This is a genomic window from Saccharopolyspora erythraea NRRL 2338 (assembly GCF_000062885.1).
GTDB lineage: Bacteria > Actinomycetota > Actinomycetes > Mycobacteriales > Pseudonocardiaceae > Saccharopolyspora_D > Saccharopolyspora_D erythraea.
Genome location: NC_009142.1, coordinates 6,477,268 through 6,493,630, shown reverse-complemented (window position 1 = coordinate 6,493,630; position 16,363 = coordinate 6,477,268). Strand labels below are relative to the sequence as shown.

Here is a 16,363-nt window from a genome sequence, read left to right as displayed (position 1 = left end):
GCGAATGCTCGGCTGGGGACGCCCCAGCCGAGCATTCGCGCTGAGCTACTGGCCCGAGCCGGTTGACCGGTTGTGTCGCGACAACCCCGCAAATCCGCCCCACGCGGCCTCGGGCCCTTCGCACGTGTACGTGATGTGGATCAGACACCCGCCTCGCGGAGCAGGATGTCGACCGCGGCGTCGTTGCGGGCGGTCTCGCGCCCGATGACCTCGTCATCGGGGTAGAAGCCGTCGATGCCGCCGCCGGAGGGGTACATCTCGAAGGTGAACGAGAAGATCTTGTGCTTGCCCCACATCCAGTCGGTGGTGCTGCCGTCGGTGATGTAGAGGTCGCTGGACTGCTGCGGGGTGTAGCCGTTGGTGCGCGCCATCTCGGTGCCGACGCGGGCGAAGCGGTCGTACTCCTGCTGCGTCATGCCCTCGGCGGTGTTGTTGTAGGTGTAGCCGTAGGGCCACAGCACCAGCTCGGAGAAGGTGTGCCAGTCGATGTGGGCCCTGATCTGCTGCTTGCCGCCGACGACCCGGGAGTCGACGAACCTGGCCAGCGCGGCCGACTCCGGCGCGGAGAACGCGGCGCTGCCGCGGTAGGTGTCGGAGTTGGGGTTGCTGCTGGAGCCGCCGCAGCAGCCCCACCTGTAGCCCCAGTTGCGGTTGGTGTCGGTGCCGCTGCCCTGGCGGTTCTTGCGCCAGCCCTGGTACTGGCCGGAGGCGACGTCGTAGACCGAGCCGTCGGGGTTGGTGACCGGCACGACCCAGATCTCCCGGCTGTCGACCACGCTCTTGACGGCCGGGTTCGTGGCGTAGCCGTCGGTGAAGCGGTTGATGATGTGCAGGCACATCTCGGTGGTGAGGTGCTCGCGGGCGTGCTGGTTGCAGTTGAACAGCACTTCCGGTTCGTTCTCGTCCTGGGCGGCGTTGTCGCTGATCTTGAGCATCGGGATGTCGCGGCCCTGGTAGGACCTGCCGATGCTGGAGCGCACCGCGATGGCGCGGTGGTCCTGGACCGCCTTGTCGAGCTCGGCGTTCATCTCGTCGAAGTTGTGGAAGCCGCGGTCGGCGGGCGGGAAGTCGGCCGCTCCGGCGATCCCGGCCTCCGGGCCGCTGAGCGCGTCGAGCGCGGCGGCGACGTCCTGCTGTTCCTCGAGCGCGAAACCGGCCGCGCGCAGCCGCCGGGCCTGTTCCCGGGTGGCTTGCACGGTCGCCACGCCGTCGCGCACCGAGAGGACCTGCGCGCCGGTGCGGTTGATCTCGGTGCGGGAGCGGCTGTCGGTGCCCGGCACCGAGTAGACCGACCCGGCGTCGGCGGTGGCGGCCGCGCCGGTCGGGGAGGCTTCCTGAGCCGCAGAGACACCTGCCTGGGCAGCGGGCAGCAAAATCAGGCACGCGAGGGCGGTGACCGCCGACGCTGTGCGCCGTGAGCTGAACATCGAGTCTCCGATCGATCACGAAAGCGGACATTTCGAAGATTCGTTCAACGGCGAACCACCGGCAACCCACTTAGGTGTTATGGGTCGCACGAACTTTTCCCAGTACGGCGGCGTTTTCGGTCCCAGATTGGGAATTCGGGAGCCGGATGCGCCGAACGCCGCGCACACCGCGTCCGAACGCCGATTCCGCCGCATGGCACGGAGATCTGTGGTGATCGGGGCGAATCTCCGATCGTGCGGCGGTTTCGCGATCGGGTTCGCTCGTGTGCTCCTGCCGCCGGTGTCGGAATCGCTGTGACCGGTCGGTGCTTCCGCGGTCGTGGCCGCGCGACGCAACAGGGCCCGGGGTTCCACGAACCCCGGGCCCTGCACCCCTTTCGCGATGGCTCAGGCGCCGGCTCCCGCTTCGCGGAGCAGGATGTCGACCGCGGCGTCGTTGCGGGCCGTCTCCTTCTCGATGACCTCGTCATCGGGGTAGAAGCCGTCGACGCCGCCGCTGGACGGGAACATCTCGAAGGTGAACGAGAAGATCTTGTGCTTGCCCCACATCCAGTCCGTGGTGTCGCCGTCGGTGACGTAGAGCTCGCTGGACTGCTGAGGCGTGTAGCCGTTGGTCTGCGCCATCTCCTTGCCGACGCGGGCGAACCGGTCGTACTCCTGCTGGGTCATGCCCTCGGTGACCTGGTCGTTGGTGTGCCCGAAAGGCCACAGCACCAGCTCGGAGAAGGTGTGCCAGTCGATGTGGGCCCTGATCTGCTGCTTGCCGCCGATGACGCGCGAGTCGACGAACTTGCCCAGCGCGGAGGCCTCGGGCGTGGAGAACGCGCTCGGCCCGCGGTAGTCCTCGGCGTTGGGGTCGTCGCTGGAGCCGCCGCAGCAACCCCACTTGTAGTCCCAGTTGCGGTTGGTGTCGGTGCCGTTGGGGTCCTGGGTGTTCTTGCGCCAGCTCTGGTACTGGCCGGACTCCACGTCGCGGATCGACCCGTCCGGGTTGGTCACCGGCACGACCCAGATCTCCCGGTTGTCCACCATCTCCTTGACCGCGGGGTCGGAGGCGTAGCCGTCGGTGAACCGGTTGACGATCCGCAGGCACATCTCGGTGGTGAGGTGCTCGCGGGCGTGCTGGTTGCAGTTGAACAGGACCTCGGGCTCGTTCTCGTCCTGGGCGGCGTTGTCGCTGATCTTGAGCATCGGGATGTCGCGTCCCTCGTGCGACTTGCCGACGCTCGAGCGCACGGCGATGTCACCGTGGTCCTGGACGGTCTTGTCCAGCTCGGCGTTCACCTCGTCGAAGTTGTGGAAGCCCTGGTCGTCCGGCGGGAAGTCGGCGGCGGTGCCCGCGACGCCGGTGTTGAGCTGGTCGAGGGCGTCGGCGACCTTCTGCTTCTCCTGCAACTGGTAGCCGGCCGCGCGCAGGCGCTCGGCCTGCTCCGGGGTCGCCTCGATCGTGGCGACACCGTCGCGCACCGACAGGATCTGCGCGCCGGTGCGGTTGATCTCGGTCCGGGCGCGGCTGTCGGTGTTCGCCACCGTGTAGATCACACGTCCCTTGGCGTCCGCGGCGGGAGTCGCCGGCTGTGCGGGTTCCTGCGCGGCCGACACGCCCGCCTGGGCCGCCGGCAGCAGCACCAGGCAGGCGGCGGCGGCGACCGTCGCTGCCGTGCGCCGTGAGCTGAACATCGAGTCTCCGATCGATCACGAGTGGTGACCCCAGCGAGGCTGAAGCAGCCTCCTCCTCGTTGACAACCCACTTACGTCGGATGCGGCATGTTGACATTTTCCCATTTCAGGGGACGTGCGGGGCCGGGCGGACGGCCTGCGACTACCCTGGAAGGCGACCTATGGACACCCTGGAAGGACGTCTATGCTCACCCGTACCGACCTGCGCGGTCGTGTTCCGTCCAACGCCGAGCTGCGGGCGACGCTGCCCCGCGCCGAGATGGACGTCGAGCACGTTCTGCATCAGGTGCGGCCGGTGATCGAGAGCGTCCGCGACGACGGCGTGCGAGCCGTCCTCGACCACACCGAGAAGTTCGATCGGGTACGACCCGAACGGGTGAGGGTGGGGGCCGATGAGCTGCGGCGCGCCCTCGACGAGCTCGACCCCGCGGTGCGCTCGGCGCTGGAGGAGTCCATCGCCCGGGCCCGCAAGGTCCACGCCGACCAGCGCCGCACCGACACCACCACCCGGGTCGCGCCCGGCGGCACCGTCACCGAGCGGTGGGTGCCGGTGGCCCGCGTCGGCCTCTACGCACCGGGCGGCCTGGCGGTCTACCCCTCCAGCGTGGTGATGAACGTCGTGCCCGCGCAGGCCGCGGGCGTGGAGTCGCTGGTGGTGTGCTCTCCGCCGCAGGCGGAGTTCGGCGGGCTGCCGCACCCGACGATCCTGGCCGCCGCCGAGCTGCTGGGCGTCGACGAGGTGTGGGCGGTCGGCGGCGCGCAGGCGGTGGCGCTGCTCGCCTACGGCGCCGAGGACACCGACGGCGCGGCCCTTGAGCCGGCCGACATGGTCACCGGACCCGGCAACGTCTACGTCACGGCGGCCAAGCGCCACCTGCGCAGCCTGATCGGCATCGACTCCGAGGCAGGCCCCACCGAGATCGCGGTGCTGGCCGACGACACCGCCGACCCGGTGCACGTCGCCGCCGACCTGATCAGCCAGGCCGAGCACGACACGCTGGCGGCCAGCGTGCTGGTGACCACCTCCGAGCGGCTGGCCGACGCCGTCGACGCCGAACTGGCCAGGCAGGTGCCGCTGACCAAGCACACCGAGCGCATCCGCACCGCGCTGACCAGCGTGCAGTCCGGTTGCATCCTGGTGGCCGGCATCGCCGACGGCATCCGCGTCGTCGACGCCTACGCCGCCGAGCACCTGGAGATCCAGACCGCCGACGCCGACGCCGTGGCCGCCCGGGTCCGCAACGCTGGCGCGATCTTCGTCGGCCCGTACGCGCCGGTGTCGCTGGGCGACTACTGCGCGGGCTCCAACCACGTGCTGCCCACCGGCGGCTGCGCCCGGCACTCGTCGGGGCTGAGCGTGCAGAGCTTCCTGCGCGGCATCCACGTGATCTCCTACACCGAGCAGGCGCTGCGCGACGTGGCGGGCCAGGTCGTCGCGCTTGCCGACGCCGAGGACCTGCCCGCGCACGGCCAGGCCGTGACCGCCCGCTTCCCGGACTGAGGAGTGGACGGCTTGGCACCCCGAACCGCGAGTCTTCCGGGGCGCGACGGCAGCCCGGAAGGCTCACGGCTTCCGACCAGCTTCCCGGACCAGTACGAAAGTAGTGCCCATGAGTGACGTGCTCGGTGGCGATGCGACGCTCGCCGACCTGCCGCTGCGGGACGATCTGCGCGGTCGCAGCCCCTACGGCGCGCCCCAGCTGGACGTCCCGGTCCGGCTGAACACCAACGAGAACCCGTACCCGCCGCCGCCCGAGCTGGTCGCCGACGTGACCGAGGCGGTGCGGGAGGCCGCCGCCTCGCTGCACCGCTACCCGGACCGCGACGCGGTCGCGCTGCGGGAGGACCTGGCCGCCTACCTCGCCGAGGCCACCGGCGTGCCGGTGACCGCGGCCAACGTCTGGGCGGCCAACGGCTCCAACGAGGTCCTGCAGCAGATCCTGCAGGCCTTCGGCGGCCCGGACCGGGTCGCGCTCGGGTTCGAGCCCTCCTACTCGATGCACCCGATCCTGGCCGCGGGGACCCGCACCGAGTGGCTGCCCGCGCCGCGTCGCGCGGACTTCAGCCTCGACAGCGCCGAGGCGGCCCGCATCGTCGCCGAGCGCCGCCCGGACGTGGTGTTCGTGACCAGCCCGAACAACCCGACCGGCCAGTCGATCTCGCCGGAGGACCTGCGGCCGGTGCTCGACGCCGCGCCCGGGGTGGTCGTGGTCGACGAGGCCTACGCGGAGTTCTCCGCGCAGCCCAGCGCGATCGCGCTCGTCGAGCAGTACCCGGCGAAGCTGATCGTCAGCCGCACGATGAGCAAGGCGTTCGCCTTCGCCGGCGGCAGGCTCGGCTACCTGGCCGCGTCCCCGGCGGTGATCGACGCCCTGCTGCTGGTGCGGCTGCCCTACCACCTCTCGGCGGTGACGCAGGCCGCGGCGCGTGCGTCGCTGCGCCACGCCGACGCGACGCTGTCGTCGGTGCACAAGCTCGCGCGGGAGCGCGACCGCGTCGTGGAGTCGTTGCGGGAGATGGGTTTCCAGCCCGTGCCCAGCGACGCCAACTTCGTCCTCTTCGGACGGTTCGCCGACGCGCACCGCGCCTGGCAGCGCTACCTGGACGCCGACGTGCTGATCCGCGACGTCGGCATCCCGGGGCACCTGCGCGTCACCATCGGCACGCCGGAGGAGAACGACTCCTTCCTGGCGGCCTGCAAGATCGTGAGTGAGGAGCTCGACCAGTGACCGCCATGCAGCCAGGAACCCGCGTCGGCCGGGTCGAGCGCACCACCCGGGAGTCCTCGGTGCTGGTGGAGCTCGACCTCGACGGCACCGGCCAGGTCGACATCGACACCACGGTTCCGTTCTACGACCACATGCTCACCGCGCTGGGCACGCACGCCGCCTTCGACCTGAAGGTCAAGTCCAGCGGCGACGTCCACATCGACGCCCACCACACCGTCGAGGACACCGCCATCGTGTTCGGCCAGGCGCTGCGCCAGGCACTCGGCGGCAAGTTGGGCATCCGCCGCTTCGGCGACGCCTGGATCCCGATGGACGAGACGCTGGCGCACGCCGCCGTCGACGTCTCCGGCCGCTCGTACTGCGTCATGACCGGCGAGCCGGAGCAGTACAACAGCTTCACCATCGGCGGCAACTACCCGTTCGTGCTCAACCGCCACGTGTTCGAGTCGATCGCCTTCCACTCGCAGATCAACCTGCACGTGCGCGTCATCCACGGCCGGGACCCGCACCACATCGCCGAGGCCCAGTACAAGGCCATCGCCCGTGCGCTGCGCGCCGCCGTCGAGCCCGACCCGCGCTTCAGCGGGGTGGTCCCGTCGACCAAGGGCGCGTTGTAGTTCGGATTCGGCCGCGTGGCGCCGGGTCTTTCCGGCGCCCCAGCCCGTCCGCGGTGGGCTGAAAGGCGGATGGCGCGCCAGGAGCAACATCCTGTGCCATGTCGAAGTCCTGGGTCGGTGTGGAGCCGTACCCGGGCCTGCCCGTTTCGGGCTGTGAGCTACGGGCAGCACTTGGCGTGTTCACGCCTGCGCTACTTCCGGGTCTATCCCGCTTGGCCTTCTCGGGACAGCATGGCCACTCGTGACTGAGATTTCCCGACGCCGGGTACTGGCGGGCTCCGCCGGTGCGCTCGGCGCTGCCGCCTCCGCTTCGCTCCTGCCGCCGTCGCTGCACCGCGCGATGGCGCGGCCGGTGCCCGCGGGCGGGCTGGACGCCGTCGAGCACGTCATCGTGCTGATGCAGGAGAACCGCTCGTTCGACCACTACTTCGGCACGATGCGCGGGGTGCGCGGGTACGGCGACCGGGTGCCGCTGGAGCTGCCCGAGGGCGGCACGGTGTTCGAGCAGCCCGGGCCGGGCGGTTCGGTGCTGCCGTTCTCGCTGCGGCAGGGCGCCGAGAGCGAGGGGCGCCCGGTGTCGGACATCCAGTACCTCGGCGACCTCGACCACAGCTGGGCCGGTTCGGGCAAGGCGTGGGCCGGGGGCTGGCTCGACGACTGGATCGCGGCCAAGACCGCCGCGACGATGACCTACTACGAGCGCCGCGACATCCCGTTGCAGTACGAGCTCGCCGACACCTTCACCATCTGCGACGCCTACCACTGCTCGGTGTTCGGCTCCACCAACCCGAACCGGAACTACCTGTGGACCGGGAAGGTCGGCTACGAGCCGGGCACGAAGCAGCGCGCGGTCACCAACGCCGCCTACGACCACGCCCACCCCGGCTACGACTGGACGACATACCCGGAGCGCCTGGAGCAGGCCGGCGTCTCCTGGCAGATCTACCAGGAGTGGGACAACTTCACCGACAACGCGGTCGAGTACTTCAAGCCGTTCAAGGCGATCGGGCACAAGATCCTCGCCGAGGTCGAGGGCGGCTACCGCACGACCGAGGAGTTCTACACCGCCCTGTTCGACAAGCCCGAGCCGGAGCGGCGCAAGCTGCTCGCGCAGTTCGAGTCCGGCCGGGCGAAGCTGACCGACGCCGAGCGGCGGCTGTTCGACCGCGCGATGTACCGCAGCGAGCCCGAAACACTGGTCCGCCGCCTGCGCGACGACATCGCGTCCGGCGGTCTGCCGAAGGTCACCTGGCTGGTTCCGTCCGCTGTGGACTCCGAGCACCCGGGCAGTTCCACGCCGGTGGGCAGCGCGAACCTGGTCTTCGACGTGCTCGACGCCATCGCGTCCGACCCGCAGGTGTGGTCGAAGACCGTGCTGCTGCTCAACTTCGACGAGAACGACGGCTTCTTCGACCACATGCCACCGCCGGTGCCGCCGGAGTCGGAGACCGAGGACTGGTACGACGGTCAGCCCATCGGCCTCGGCCCGCGGGTGCCGATGACCGTGGTGTCGCCGTGGACGATCGGCGGACACGTCAACTCGCAGGTCTTCGACCACACCTCGGTGCTGCGGTTCCTGGAGCGCTGGACGGGAGTCGAAGAGCCCAACATCAGCGCGTGGAGGCGCCGGACGTGCGGCGACCTGCTGTCGGTGTTCGACTTCGGGACCGCGGGCGCCGCCCGCGCCGGAGAAGCCGGGCGCGGTCCCGGAACCCATCGACCGCTGGCACCCGAAGCCGCCGGAGGAGCAGCGGCTTCCCGCGCAGGAGCGGGGAAGGCGGCCCGCGCGTGCGCTGCCGTACCAGCCCGCCGCGTCGGGCTCGGTGGCCGGCGGGAAGCTCGCCCTTCGGCTGGCCAACAGCGGAACGTCGCCGGCGCACTTCGCGCTGTACTCCTACGCCGGGGAGTTCCCCACGCCCAAGCACGTCGACGTCCAGGGCGAACACGTCGAGGAGTTGCCGGGGGACTACGAGCTCGCGGTGCAGGGCCCGAACCGGTTCTGGTTCCAGCTCGGCGGTTCCGCGGCGGGCAGGGCCGCCGGTGTGGACGTCGCATCGCGGCCGGACGCACGTACCGGTGGCCTGGCGCTGGAACTGCGCAACGCCGGACGCGACGGGATCACGCTGCGGCTGCGGGCCCTCGGCTACGCACCGGGCGAGAAGCGTGAGGTGCGCCTGCCCGTGGGCGGCGCGCAGACCGTCGAGTGGCCGACCGATCAGGGCTGGTACGACGTGGAGGTGACGGCGGCGCAGGACCGGACGTTCCGCCGCAGGATCACCGGCCGCGTGGAGAACGGTGCCGCGGGTGTGACGGGCTGAGGGCTACCTGGCTCGGAGAAGCGGCGGACCGGGCGGGAGCGACGGGCCGCGCGGCGAATCTCGCGGCGCCGTCAGTCCCGGTCGCCGTTGCTCCAGGCGGCGTCGAGCCGGGTGCGGGCCGGGCTCCCCGCTGCCGCTGGGTAGCCTGGTCGGCACTCGAGAGGGGAGTGCGGCGTGCAAGACTATCTCCCGATCATCCTGCTCGGACTGGGCGGCTTCCTGGTCGGTGGCGCCTACTCGACGTGGAAGAACAACCGCTTCGTGGCCGCGGTGCTGGGCGTCCTCGCGATCATGGCGATCGCCGGCGGGGTCGGCTGGCTGGCCTGGGGCTGAGGTAGCGCCGGCCGGGTTGCCGTCGCCCGTGATGGACGGCGGCAACGCGGCGACGTGTCACTTCCAGGTGGCCAGCAACGCGTCGAGGGCGCGCATCGACTCGTTCGCGCCTTCCTCCATGCCGGAGTTGATCATCCCGTCGCGGTCCTCGACGGAGTCGAAGCGCGTGGTGCTGGTCAGCGTCGTCTTGCCGTCGTGCTCCTCGAAGACGAGCGTGTCGACGCACACGTGACCCGGCATCCCCTCGAACTCGAAGGTGTAGGAGAGCTTCTCCGGCTCCACGATCTCCAGGTACTCGCCGCGGAACGCGTAGTCCTCGCCGTCGGGCGCGTGCTCGACGAACCGGTACCTGCCGCCGGGGCGGAAGTCCATCTCGCAGTCCAGCGGGTTGCCGCGCCCCCACCACCGCTTGATGTGCTCGCACTTGCCGTGCGCGGCGAACACCAGGTCCCGCGGCGCGTCGAAGACCCGGGACATGCGGACCTCCAGGTCCGAGGGCGTGGTCACGACGAGGTCATCGGTCGGGCTCATCACGGTTCTCCTTCATCTCTCGCAGGTAGCTGTCGAGCTGCGCGTAGCGCTCCTCCCAGAACCTGCGGTACTGCTCCGCCCAGTCCGCGACCTCGCGCAGCGGTGCCGGCTCGAACCGGCAGGGCCGCCATTGCGCGTCGCGTCCCCGGGAGATCAGCCCCGCTCGTTCCAGCACCTTCAGGTGCTTGGAGATCGCCTGCAGGCTCATCGGGAACGGTGCGGCCAGCTCGTTGACCGTGGCCTCGCCCTCCGCCAGCCGGGCCAGGATGGCGCGGCGGGTGGGGTCGGCGAGAGCCGCGAAGACGTCGCTGAGTGGGTCGCCTGGCATCTTGTATTCAACCACCTGGTTAATCAACCGATAGGTTGAGAATAGCGCGCCTGGGAGGCTTGTCAACCCGGCGGGAAGCGTCCGGCCGGGCTTGCACCCGAACGGGTGACGGTGGTGCCCACTCCGTCCGGAGACCTCGGCACGGACCCGCTGGTTCCCCGGAGGCGCGGGCTCCCAGGAGCCGCTGGATTCCCGGAGGCGCGGGCTCCCCGATGACCCGGTTCAGCTCGGGGCGAGCGACCGGAGCCCGCGCCGCAGGTGCTCGCGCTCCGCGTCGTTCGCGGTCCGCGCGATGGCCGCCTCGTACGCCTCGGCGGCCTCCCCGGGGCGGCCGAGCCTGCGCAGCAGGTCGGCGCGGACGGCGTGGAACAGGTGGTAGCCGTCGAGGTCCAGGGCGTCGACGAGCCCGAGCGCGACGTCCGCGCCGTCCACCTCGGCCACCGCCCGGTTGAGCGCCACGACGGGGCTCGGTGCCACCGCCATGAGCTGGTCGTAGAGCAGCACGATCTGCCGCCAGTCGGTGTCGTCCGCCGACGGCGCGTCGCTGTGGACGGCGTTGATCGCCGCCTGGATCTGGTACGGGCCGGGCCTGCCGATCCGCAGGCACCGCCGGACGATGGCCTGTCCCTCGGCGACCAGCTCACGGTCCCAGCGTGCGCGGTCCTGTTCGGACAGTCGGACCAGGGCGCCGCCGGCCGTGGTGCGCGCGGCCCGCCGGGACTCGACGAGCAGCATCAGCGCGAGCAGTCCCAGCACTTCCGGCTCGTCGGGCATCAGCTCGGCGAGCAGCCTGCCGAGCCGGATCGCCTCAGCGCACAGGTCATCGCGGACGAGCCGCTCGCCGGAGCTGGCGGTGTGGCCCTCGTTGAACACCAGGTACACCACCGCGAGCACCGACCGCAGCCGGTCCGGCAGTTCGGCCCCGTCCGGCACCCGGTAGGGGATCCGGGCGTCGCGGATCTTGCCCTTGGCCCGGACCAGCCGCTGCGCCATGGTCGGCTCCGGCACCAGGAACGCCCGCGCGATCTCGGCGGTGGTGAGCCCGCCCAGCAGCCGCAGAGTCAACGCGACCCGCGCCGGGGTGGACAGCGCCGGGTGGCAGCAGGTGAAGATCATGCGCAGCCGGTCGTCGCGCACCGGTCCCTCCTCGGGCACTTCGTCGCGGGCGTGCAGCAGCGTGGCCTGGGCCTGCCGGTCCTTGCGCGTGGACTCGCGCCGCAGGCGGTCGATCGCGCGGTTGCGGGCGGTGGTGACGATCCAGCCAGCGGGGCTGGGCGGCAGCCCGGACGACGGCCAGCGCCGGACCGCTTCGGTGAACGCCTCCTGCACCGCCTCCTCGGCGAGGTCGATGTCGCCGCAGACGCCGACGAGCACGGCGACCGCGCGCCCGTACTCCTCGCGGAACACGCGCTCGACCTCCGGCGGCGAAACCTCCGGCATGGCCCGCGGTCAGCTTTCCGGCTGGTCGTGGAACGGGCGGACCTCGATCGGCAGCGTCGTCGCGCGGGCGAGCTCGCGACCCCACCGCAGCGCCTCGTCGAGGTCGGCGGCCCTGATGACCGCGAGGCCGCCCAGCAGCTCCTCGCCCTCGGCGAACGGCCCGTCCGCGGTGAGCATTCCGGAGCCCTGGGCCTTCAGCACGGTCGCGGTGCTCGGCGCGTGCAGACCGCCCGCGAACATCCACGCCCCCGCGGCGCGCATCTCGTCGTTGACGGCGCCGGCATCGCGCATGACCGGGGCGAGGACCCTCGGGCGGGGGCTGGGCCCCGGCGGACTGGTACACGCTCAGCAGGTAGTGCTTCATCGTCGGCCCTCCTCGGCTCGGCCGCCGGTCCCGCCCGGCGTCCCACCCCCTGTACGAACGGGGCGCCCGCGGATCGACACCGCGCGCCGCCGGTTTCGCACAGGATCGCCCACCCGGCTGCCGGACGCAGTACGCCGTGCGCGAACGGCGAAGGGGGCGCCCGCTCGCGGACGCCCCCTTCGCGGTCTGCGCGACTACTTGTCGGCGCCGACCTTCGCGGTCTCCTCGCCCGCGGGCGGCTTCTCCGCGTCGCCGGAACCCTTGCCGTCGGGGTCGTCGGCGAATGCCTGCTCGTCGAACGGGGCCGCGCCGGAGAACACGCGCTGCACCTGGGTGCGGTCGATCTCCTTGGTCCACGAGCCGATCAGCACCGTGGCCACCGCGTTGCCCGCGAAGTTGGTCAGGGCGCGGGCCTCGGACATGAAGCGGTCGATGCCCACGATCAGGCCGACGCCGTCGAGCAGCTCGGGGCGGTGCGACTGCAGGCCGCCCGCCAGGGTGGCCAGGCCCGCGCCGCTCACGCCTGCCGCGCCCTTGGAGGCCACGATCATGAACAGCAGCAGCGAGATCTGCTCGCCGATCGTCAGCGGGTCGCCCATCGCGCTGGCGATGAACAGCGAGGCCATCGTGAGGTAGATGGCGGTGCCGTCGAGGTTGAACGAGTACCCGGTGGGCACGGTGATGCCGACGACCGGCTTGCTCACGCCGAGGTGCTCCATCTTCGCGATCAGCCGCGGCAGCGCTGCCTCCGACGACGAGGTGGACACGATCAGCAGGAACTCGCGTCCCAGGTAGCGCAGCAGCTTCAGCAGGCTCACCCGGGCGGCGAACCACAGCAGCGGACCGAGGATCACGAAGACGAACAGCAGGCACGTCAGGTAGAAGCCGAACATGATCACGGCGAGGCCCTTGAGCGCGTCCACACCGGTCGCGCCGACCACCGCGGCGATCGCGCCGAAGGCGCCGACCGGGGCCGCCCACATCACCATCGCGAGGATCTTGAACACCAGGCGCTGGATGTGCTCGATGCCGCGCAGGATCGGCGTGCCCTTGTCGCCCAGGGCCTGCAACGCGAAACCGGCGAGCAGGGCGACCAGCAGGGTCTGCAGGACCTCGCCCTCGGTCAGCGCGGAGACCAGCGTCTCCGGGATGATCCCGAGCAGGAACTCGGTGGTGGACTTGGCCCCCTCACCGGCCTGGTCCTGGCCCTGGCCGCGCAGCGACTCGGTGATCTGCAGGCCCTCGCCGGGGTGCAGGAAGTTGCCGACGACCAGGCCGATGATCAGCGCGACCACCGACATGACCATGAAGTAGCCCAGCGCGAGGCCGCCGACCTTGCCGACCTTGGCGGCCTTCCGCACACCTCCCACGCCGAGCACGATGGTGCAGAAGATGACCGGCGAGATCATCATCTTGATCAGGTCGACGAACCCGGTGCCCAGCGGTTTCAGTGCGACACCGAGCTTGGGCGCGGCGAATCCGACCGCGATGCCTGCCAGCACCGCCACGATCACGGCGATGTAGAGGTAGTGGGTCCGGTCCCGGCGGCGGGTGCCGGGCGGCGCAGCGTCTTTGCTTGCCACAGTTGATCTCCTACTGGACTACCGGGCGTTTTGCGTCTGGTCCGCCGTGGCGCAGGTCACGGCTGGTGTTGGGATGAGACTATCGGCGCTCGACATCGGCCCCGTCACTCTTGTGTTCATTGTGTTCACAACTACCGGCGTCCGATCGCCGCGCCGCGGAGTAGGGTGCGCGCTGGGCCCGAGCGCAGGTCGGACCCGGTCGCTGCGGCGTCGGCGCGAGCGGTGCCGGACCGCCGGAAACCGGCCACGACCTGCTAGCCCGGGCCGCGGGCGCGGCTGCCGGCGCGGTGGTCGCGGGTGCCGGTGGCATCGCCACCGCCCGCCCGGTCACCTGTGGTGGCACCGCCCGCCCCGGAGGCGTGGGAGGAAGCCGATGTGCACGTGGAACTGACGCGGAACCGGCCCGGCCGCGGCTGGAGCCTGTCCAGGCGGCTGTTCGTGCTGCAGATCGTGGTGGTGGCCCTCGTCGTGCTCGGCGGCGCGGCGCTGTCCTGGTACGACGCGCGGCGCCAGGCCGAGGACGCCGCCACCGGCGAGGTCGTGTCGGTGGCGCGGGCCGTCGCGTCGCTGCCCGCGGTGCGCGCCGCGATGGGCCGCCCGGACGCCTCCGCCGAGCTCCAGCCGCTCGCCGAGGAGGTGCGCACCGCCACCGGCGTCGCGTTCGTGACGATCATGACGCCGGAGGGCATCCGCTACACCCATCCCGACCCCACCCGCATCGGCCGGCCGTTCATCGGCCACATCGACCAGGCCCGCACGGGGCTTGTGTTCACCGAGACCTACACCGGCTCGCTCGGTCCGTCGGTGCGCGCGGTCGTCCCGGTCTTCGGCGACGGCGGGCAGGTGCGCGGTCTGGTTTCGGTCGGCATCCACATGCGGGTGCTCACCGCCGAGGTCCAGGGCCACGTGACCGCGCTGGTGCTGGTCGCCGCGGCCGCGCTGGCCATCGGCGGGGCGCTGACCTACCTGGTCAACAGGCGGCTCGCCCGCCACACCCACGGGCTCACCCCGGCCGAGCTGAGCCGGATGTACGAGTACCACGACGCGATCCTGCACGCGGTGCGCGAAGGGCTCCTGCTCGTCTCGCCGTCCGGACGCGTCACCCTCTGCAACGACGGCGCCGCCGTTCTGCTGTCCTCGCAGCCCTCCGAAGTGGAGGGTGCGCTGGTTTCCGAACTGGGGCTGCCCGAACAGCTGGCCGACGACCTGGCCTCCGGGCACGCCGTGCGCGACGAGGTCCACCTGACCGACGACCGCGTGCTGCTGGTCAACTCATCGGCCGTGCGCAGCGGGGGCCGCGATCTCGGCAGCGTGGTGACCCTGCGGGACCACACCGAGCTCCAGGCGCTCAGCGGGGAGCTCGACACCCTGCACGGCTTCTCGGAGTCGCTGCGCTCGCAGGCCCACGAGTCGGCGAACCGGCTGCACGCCGTCGTCTCGCTTATCGAGCTGGGGCGGGCCGAGGAGGCCGCGGGCCTGGCCACCGCCGAGCTCGAGCTCGCCCAGCAGCTCACCGACCGCGTGGTGGGCGCGGTGTCGGAGCCGGTGCTGGCCGCGGTCCTGCTCGGCAAGAGCGCGGAGGCGAGCGAGCGGGGCGTGGAGGTCGTGCTCAGCGAGGACACCGAGATCGACGAGTCGGTGCGCGGCCGGGTCGACTCGCGCGACCTGGTCACCATCCTCGGCAACCTGATCGACAACGCCGTGGAGGCAACTCAGGACGCCGCCGACCCGAAGGTGGTGGTGACCGCCAGGAGGACGGGCGCAGAGCTGCTGATCCGGGTCGCCGACAACGGTCCGGGCATCGATCCGGAAGCGGCACAACGGGTTTTCCAGCGCGGCTGGTCCACGAAGGACGGATCGCGAGGGCTCGGGCTGGCCCTGGTCGGCCAGAGCGTGCGCCGCTACGGCGGCACCGTGGAGGTCGGCGACGACGGCGGTGCGGTCTTCACCGTGCGCATCCCCGCCGAACCGGAGGCGGGGGCGCGTTGATCCGGGTTCTGGTGGTCGAGGACGACCCACTGGTCGGCGAAGCCCACGCGGCCTACGTGGACCGGGTGGAGGGCTTCGAGGTCGCGGGCCGGGTCCGCACCGGCCAGGACGCGTTGCGGTTCCTGGAGAAGACCGGGGTCGACCTGGTGCTGCTCGACCTCGGGCTGCCCGACATCGACGGCCTGCAGGTCGCCCGCGCGCTGCGCACCGCGGGAAACGGCCCCGACGTCATCGCGGTGACCTCGGCGCGGGACCTGAAGGTGGTGCGCGCCTCCATCGCCAGCGGTGTCGTGCAGTACCTGCTCAAGCCGTTCACCTTCGCCGCCATGCGCGAGAAGCTCGAGGACTACGCCCGGTTCCGCGCCAGCCTCAGCGACGACCGGGAGGCCAGCGGCCAGGCCGAGATCGACCGCGCCTTCTCGGCGCTGCGCGGCACCGACCGCACCCCGCTGCCCAAGGGCATGGGGGAGGAGACGCTGGCGGCGGTCCTCTCCGCGCTGCGCGAGGCCCCGGAAGGCGCGTCGGCGGGCGCGGTCGGGGAGTCGGCCGGCGTCTCCCGCGTGACGGCGCGTCGGTACCTGGAGTACCTGGTGGGCAACGGGATGGCCGACCGGCAACCGCAGTACGGCGGCGTCGGACGGCCCGAGATGACCTACCGGTGGCGGTCCTCGTCCCGGTAGCGGCGGGGCTTGGGTGATGTGTCAGAGGTGGTTTGCGTGGCGGCGCGGGTGGCGGAACCGCAGGCGCCTCTGACTTCGGGATCTTTTTCTCGCGTATCACCCCGTACGCCGCGAAAGCCGTCCTCGCCAGAGGACGCCTGAGAACCCGCGACTATCGGGGTCCCACGCCACATGCGGCTGACACGGCTTGTGGAACAGCCCTGGCGGCCGGCGTCCGGCGGCCGCGTCGGCGCGCGGTTCGCCCGTGCGGCGGCCGGGGATCGCGCCCGCACGCCGTCCGTCGGCCGGCTGCCCGGCTGTTGCCGGTTGTCGCCCGTCCGTCGGCCGGTTGCCCGGCTGTTGCC

The 16,363-nt window shown here is 71.4% G+C and carries 15 protein-coding genes and 1 pseudogene; 9 read left to right on the top strand and 7 right to left on the bottom strand.

The genetic code is table 11. The annotated features are described in order from the left end of the window. Nucleotides 1-140 precede the first annotated feature (140 nt). Complete coding sequence (locus tag SACE_RS27700) at nucleotides 141-1,427, bottom strand: M14 family metallopeptidase (RefSeq protein WP_009943225.1); 1,287 nt, start codon at nucleotides 1,425-1,427, stop codon at nucleotides 141-143. Between SACE_RS27700 and SACE_RS38225 the strand changes: the two genes are divergently transcribed. Next, a complete protein-coding gene (locus SACE_RS38225; RefSeq protein WP_162131612.1) occupies nucleotides 1,393-1,725 on the top strand; it encodes a hypothetical protein in 333 nt (110 codons plus the stop codon). The two genes, SACE_RS27700 and SACE_RS38225, sit on opposite strands and share 35 nt — an antisense overlap. A gap of 89 nt (nucleotides 1,726-1,814) precedes the next feature. Here SACE_RS38225 and SACE_RS27695 read toward each other — a convergent pair whose 3' ends face one another. Further along, entirely contained in the window at nucleotides 1,815-3,107 is a 1,293-nt protein-coding gene (locus SACE_RS27695) for a M14 family metallopeptidase (RefSeq protein WP_009943226.1), read from the bottom strand. A gap of 184 nt (nucleotides 3,108-3,291) precedes the next feature. Here SACE_RS27695 and hisD point away from each other — a divergent pair, with 184 nt between their 5' ends. From hisD to SACE_RS38470, 6 genes and pseudogenes are all read left to right on the top strand, one after another. Then, on the top strand, nucleotides 3,292-4,608 hold the full coding sequence (hisD, locus tag SACE_RS27690) for a histidinol dehydrogenase (RefSeq protein ID WP_009943228.1): 1,317 nt from the start codon (nucleotides 3,292-3,294) through the stop codon (nucleotides 4,606-4,608). 109 nt (nucleotides 4,609-4,717) lie between these two features. Then, entirely contained in the window at nucleotides 4,718-5,836 is a 1,119-nt protein-coding gene (locus SACE_RS27685) for a histidinol-phosphate transaminase (RefSeq protein ID WP_009943229.1), read from the top strand. Then, nucleotides 5,833-6,453: an imidazoleglycerol-phosphate dehydratase HisB gene (hisB, locus tag SACE_RS27680; protein WP_009943231.1), complete on the top strand. Its 621-nt coding sequence runs from the start codon at nucleotides 5,833-5,835 to the stop codon at nucleotides 6,451-6,453. The genes SACE_RS27685 and hisB overlap by 4 nt, the downstream gene beginning before the upstream one ends. A gap of 241 nt (nucleotides 6,454-6,694) precedes the next feature. Continuing rightward, a pseudogene (locus SACE_RS27675) lies at nucleotides 6,695-8,074 on the top strand (alkaline phosphatase family protein); the annotation flags it as partial. Between the two features lie 202 nt (nucleotides 8,075-8,276). Continuing rightward, nucleotides 8,277-8,771 (top strand): phospholipase domain-containing protein, encoded by a 495-nt coding sequence (locus SACE_RS39540; RefSeq protein WP_231849809.1) that lies wholly within the window; start codon nucleotides 8,277-8,279, stop codon nucleotides 8,769-8,771. A gap of 174 nt (nucleotides 8,772-8,945) precedes the next feature. Next, nucleotides 8,946-9,104, top strand: a complete 159-nt coding sequence (locus SACE_RS38470; RefSeq protein ID WP_009943234.1) for a hypothetical protein — start codon at nucleotides 8,946-8,948, stop codon at nucleotides 9,102-9,104. Between the two features lie 57 nt (nucleotides 9,105-9,161). On the opposite strand, the gene SACE_RS27670 is transcribed toward SACE_RS38470, so the two are convergent. The 5 genes from SACE_RS27670 to SACE_RS27650 all read right to left on the bottom strand — a co-directional run bounded on the left by SACE_RS27670 (nucleotide 9,162) and on the right by SACE_RS27650 (nucleotide 13,350). Further along, the gene (locus SACE_RS27670; RefSeq protein ID WP_009943235.1) at nucleotides 9,162-9,635 is read right to left on the bottom strand and encodes an SRPBCC family protein; all 474 of its coding nucleotides are present in this window, start codon (nucleotides 9,633-9,635) and stop codon (nucleotides 9,162-9,164) included. Then, on the bottom strand, nucleotides 9,619-9,963 hold the full coding sequence (locus SACE_RS27665; RefSeq protein WP_029621412.1) for an ArsR/SmtB family transcription factor: 345 nt from the start codon (nucleotides 9,961-9,963) through the stop codon (nucleotides 9,619-9,621). Before SACE_RS27665 ends, SACE_RS27670 begins: the two co-directional genes overlap by 17 nt. 222 nt (nucleotides 9,964-10,185) lie before the next feature. Beyond that, nucleotides 10,186-11,403, bottom strand: coding sequence for an RNA polymerase sigma factor (locus SACE_RS27660; protein WP_009943238.1), 1,218 nt, complete (start codon nucleotides 11,401-11,403; stop codon nucleotides 10,186-10,188). A gap of 9 nt (nucleotides 11,404-11,412) precedes the next feature. Then, nucleotides 11,413-11,694 (bottom strand): YciI family protein, encoded by a 282-nt coding sequence (locus tag SACE_RS27655; protein ID WP_009943240.1) that lies wholly within the window; start codon nucleotides 11,692-11,694, stop codon nucleotides 11,413-11,415. A 267-nt stretch (nucleotides 11,695-11,961) separates the two neighbouring features. Continuing rightward, nucleotides 11,962-13,350: a C4-dicarboxylate transporter DctA gene (locus SACE_RS27650; RefSeq protein ID WP_011874830.1), complete on the bottom strand. Its 1,389-nt coding sequence runs from the start codon at nucleotides 13,348-13,350 to the stop codon at nucleotides 11,962-11,964. Nucleotides 13,351-13,725: 375 nt separating this feature from the next. Between SACE_RS27650 and SACE_RS27645 the strand changes: the two genes are divergently transcribed. Both SACE_RS27645 and SACE_RS27640 read left to right on the top strand, forming a co-directional pair. Beyond that, nucleotides 13,726-15,339: a sensor histidine kinase gene (locus tag SACE_RS27645; RefSeq protein ID WP_009943241.1), complete on the top strand. Its 1,614-nt coding sequence runs from the start codon at nucleotides 13,726-13,728 to the stop codon at nucleotides 15,337-15,339. Next, nucleotides 15,336-16,019 (top strand): response regulator, encoded by a 684-nt coding sequence (locus tag SACE_RS27640; protein ID WP_009943242.1) that lies wholly within the window; start codon nucleotides 15,336-15,338, stop codon nucleotides 16,017-16,019. The genes SACE_RS27645 and SACE_RS27640 overlap by 4 nt, the downstream gene beginning before the upstream one ends. Nucleotides 16,020-16,363: the final 344 nt, after the last annotated feature.

Bases quoted from the DNA above. Each gene is read 5' to 3' on its own strand.
- SACE_RS27700 (WP_009943225.1), bottom strand. From the start codon at position 1,427: ATGTTCAGCTCACGGCGCACAGCGTCGGCGGTCACCGCCCTCGCGTGC.
- SACE_RS27695 (WP_009943226.1), bottom strand. From the start codon at position 3,107: ATGTTCAGCTCACGGCGCACGGCAGCGACGGTCGCCGCCGCCGCCTGC.
- hisD (WP_009943228.1), top strand. From the start codon at position 3,292: ATGCTCACCCGTACCGACCTGCGCGGTCGTGTTCCGTCCAACGCCGAG.
- SACE_RS27685 (WP_009943229.1), top strand. From the start codon at position 4,718: ATGAGTGACGTGCTCGGTGGCGATGCGACGCTCGCCGACCTGCCGCTG.
- SACE_RS27670 (WP_009943235.1), bottom strand. From the start codon at position 9,635: ATGAGCCCGACCGATGACCTCGTCGTGACCACGCCCTCGGACCTGGAG.
- SACE_RS27665 (WP_029621412.1), bottom strand. From the start codon at position 9,963: ATGCCAGGCGACCCACTCAGCGACGTCTTCGCGGCTCTCGCCGACCCC.
- SACE_RS27660 (WP_009943238.1), bottom strand. From the start codon at position 11,403: ATGCCGGAGGTTTCGCCGCCGGAGGTCGAGCGCGTGTTCCGCGAGGAG.
- SACE_RS27655 (WP_009943240.1), bottom strand. From the start codon at position 11,694: ATGCGCGATGCCGGCGCCGTCAACGACGAGATGCGCGCCGCGGGGGCG.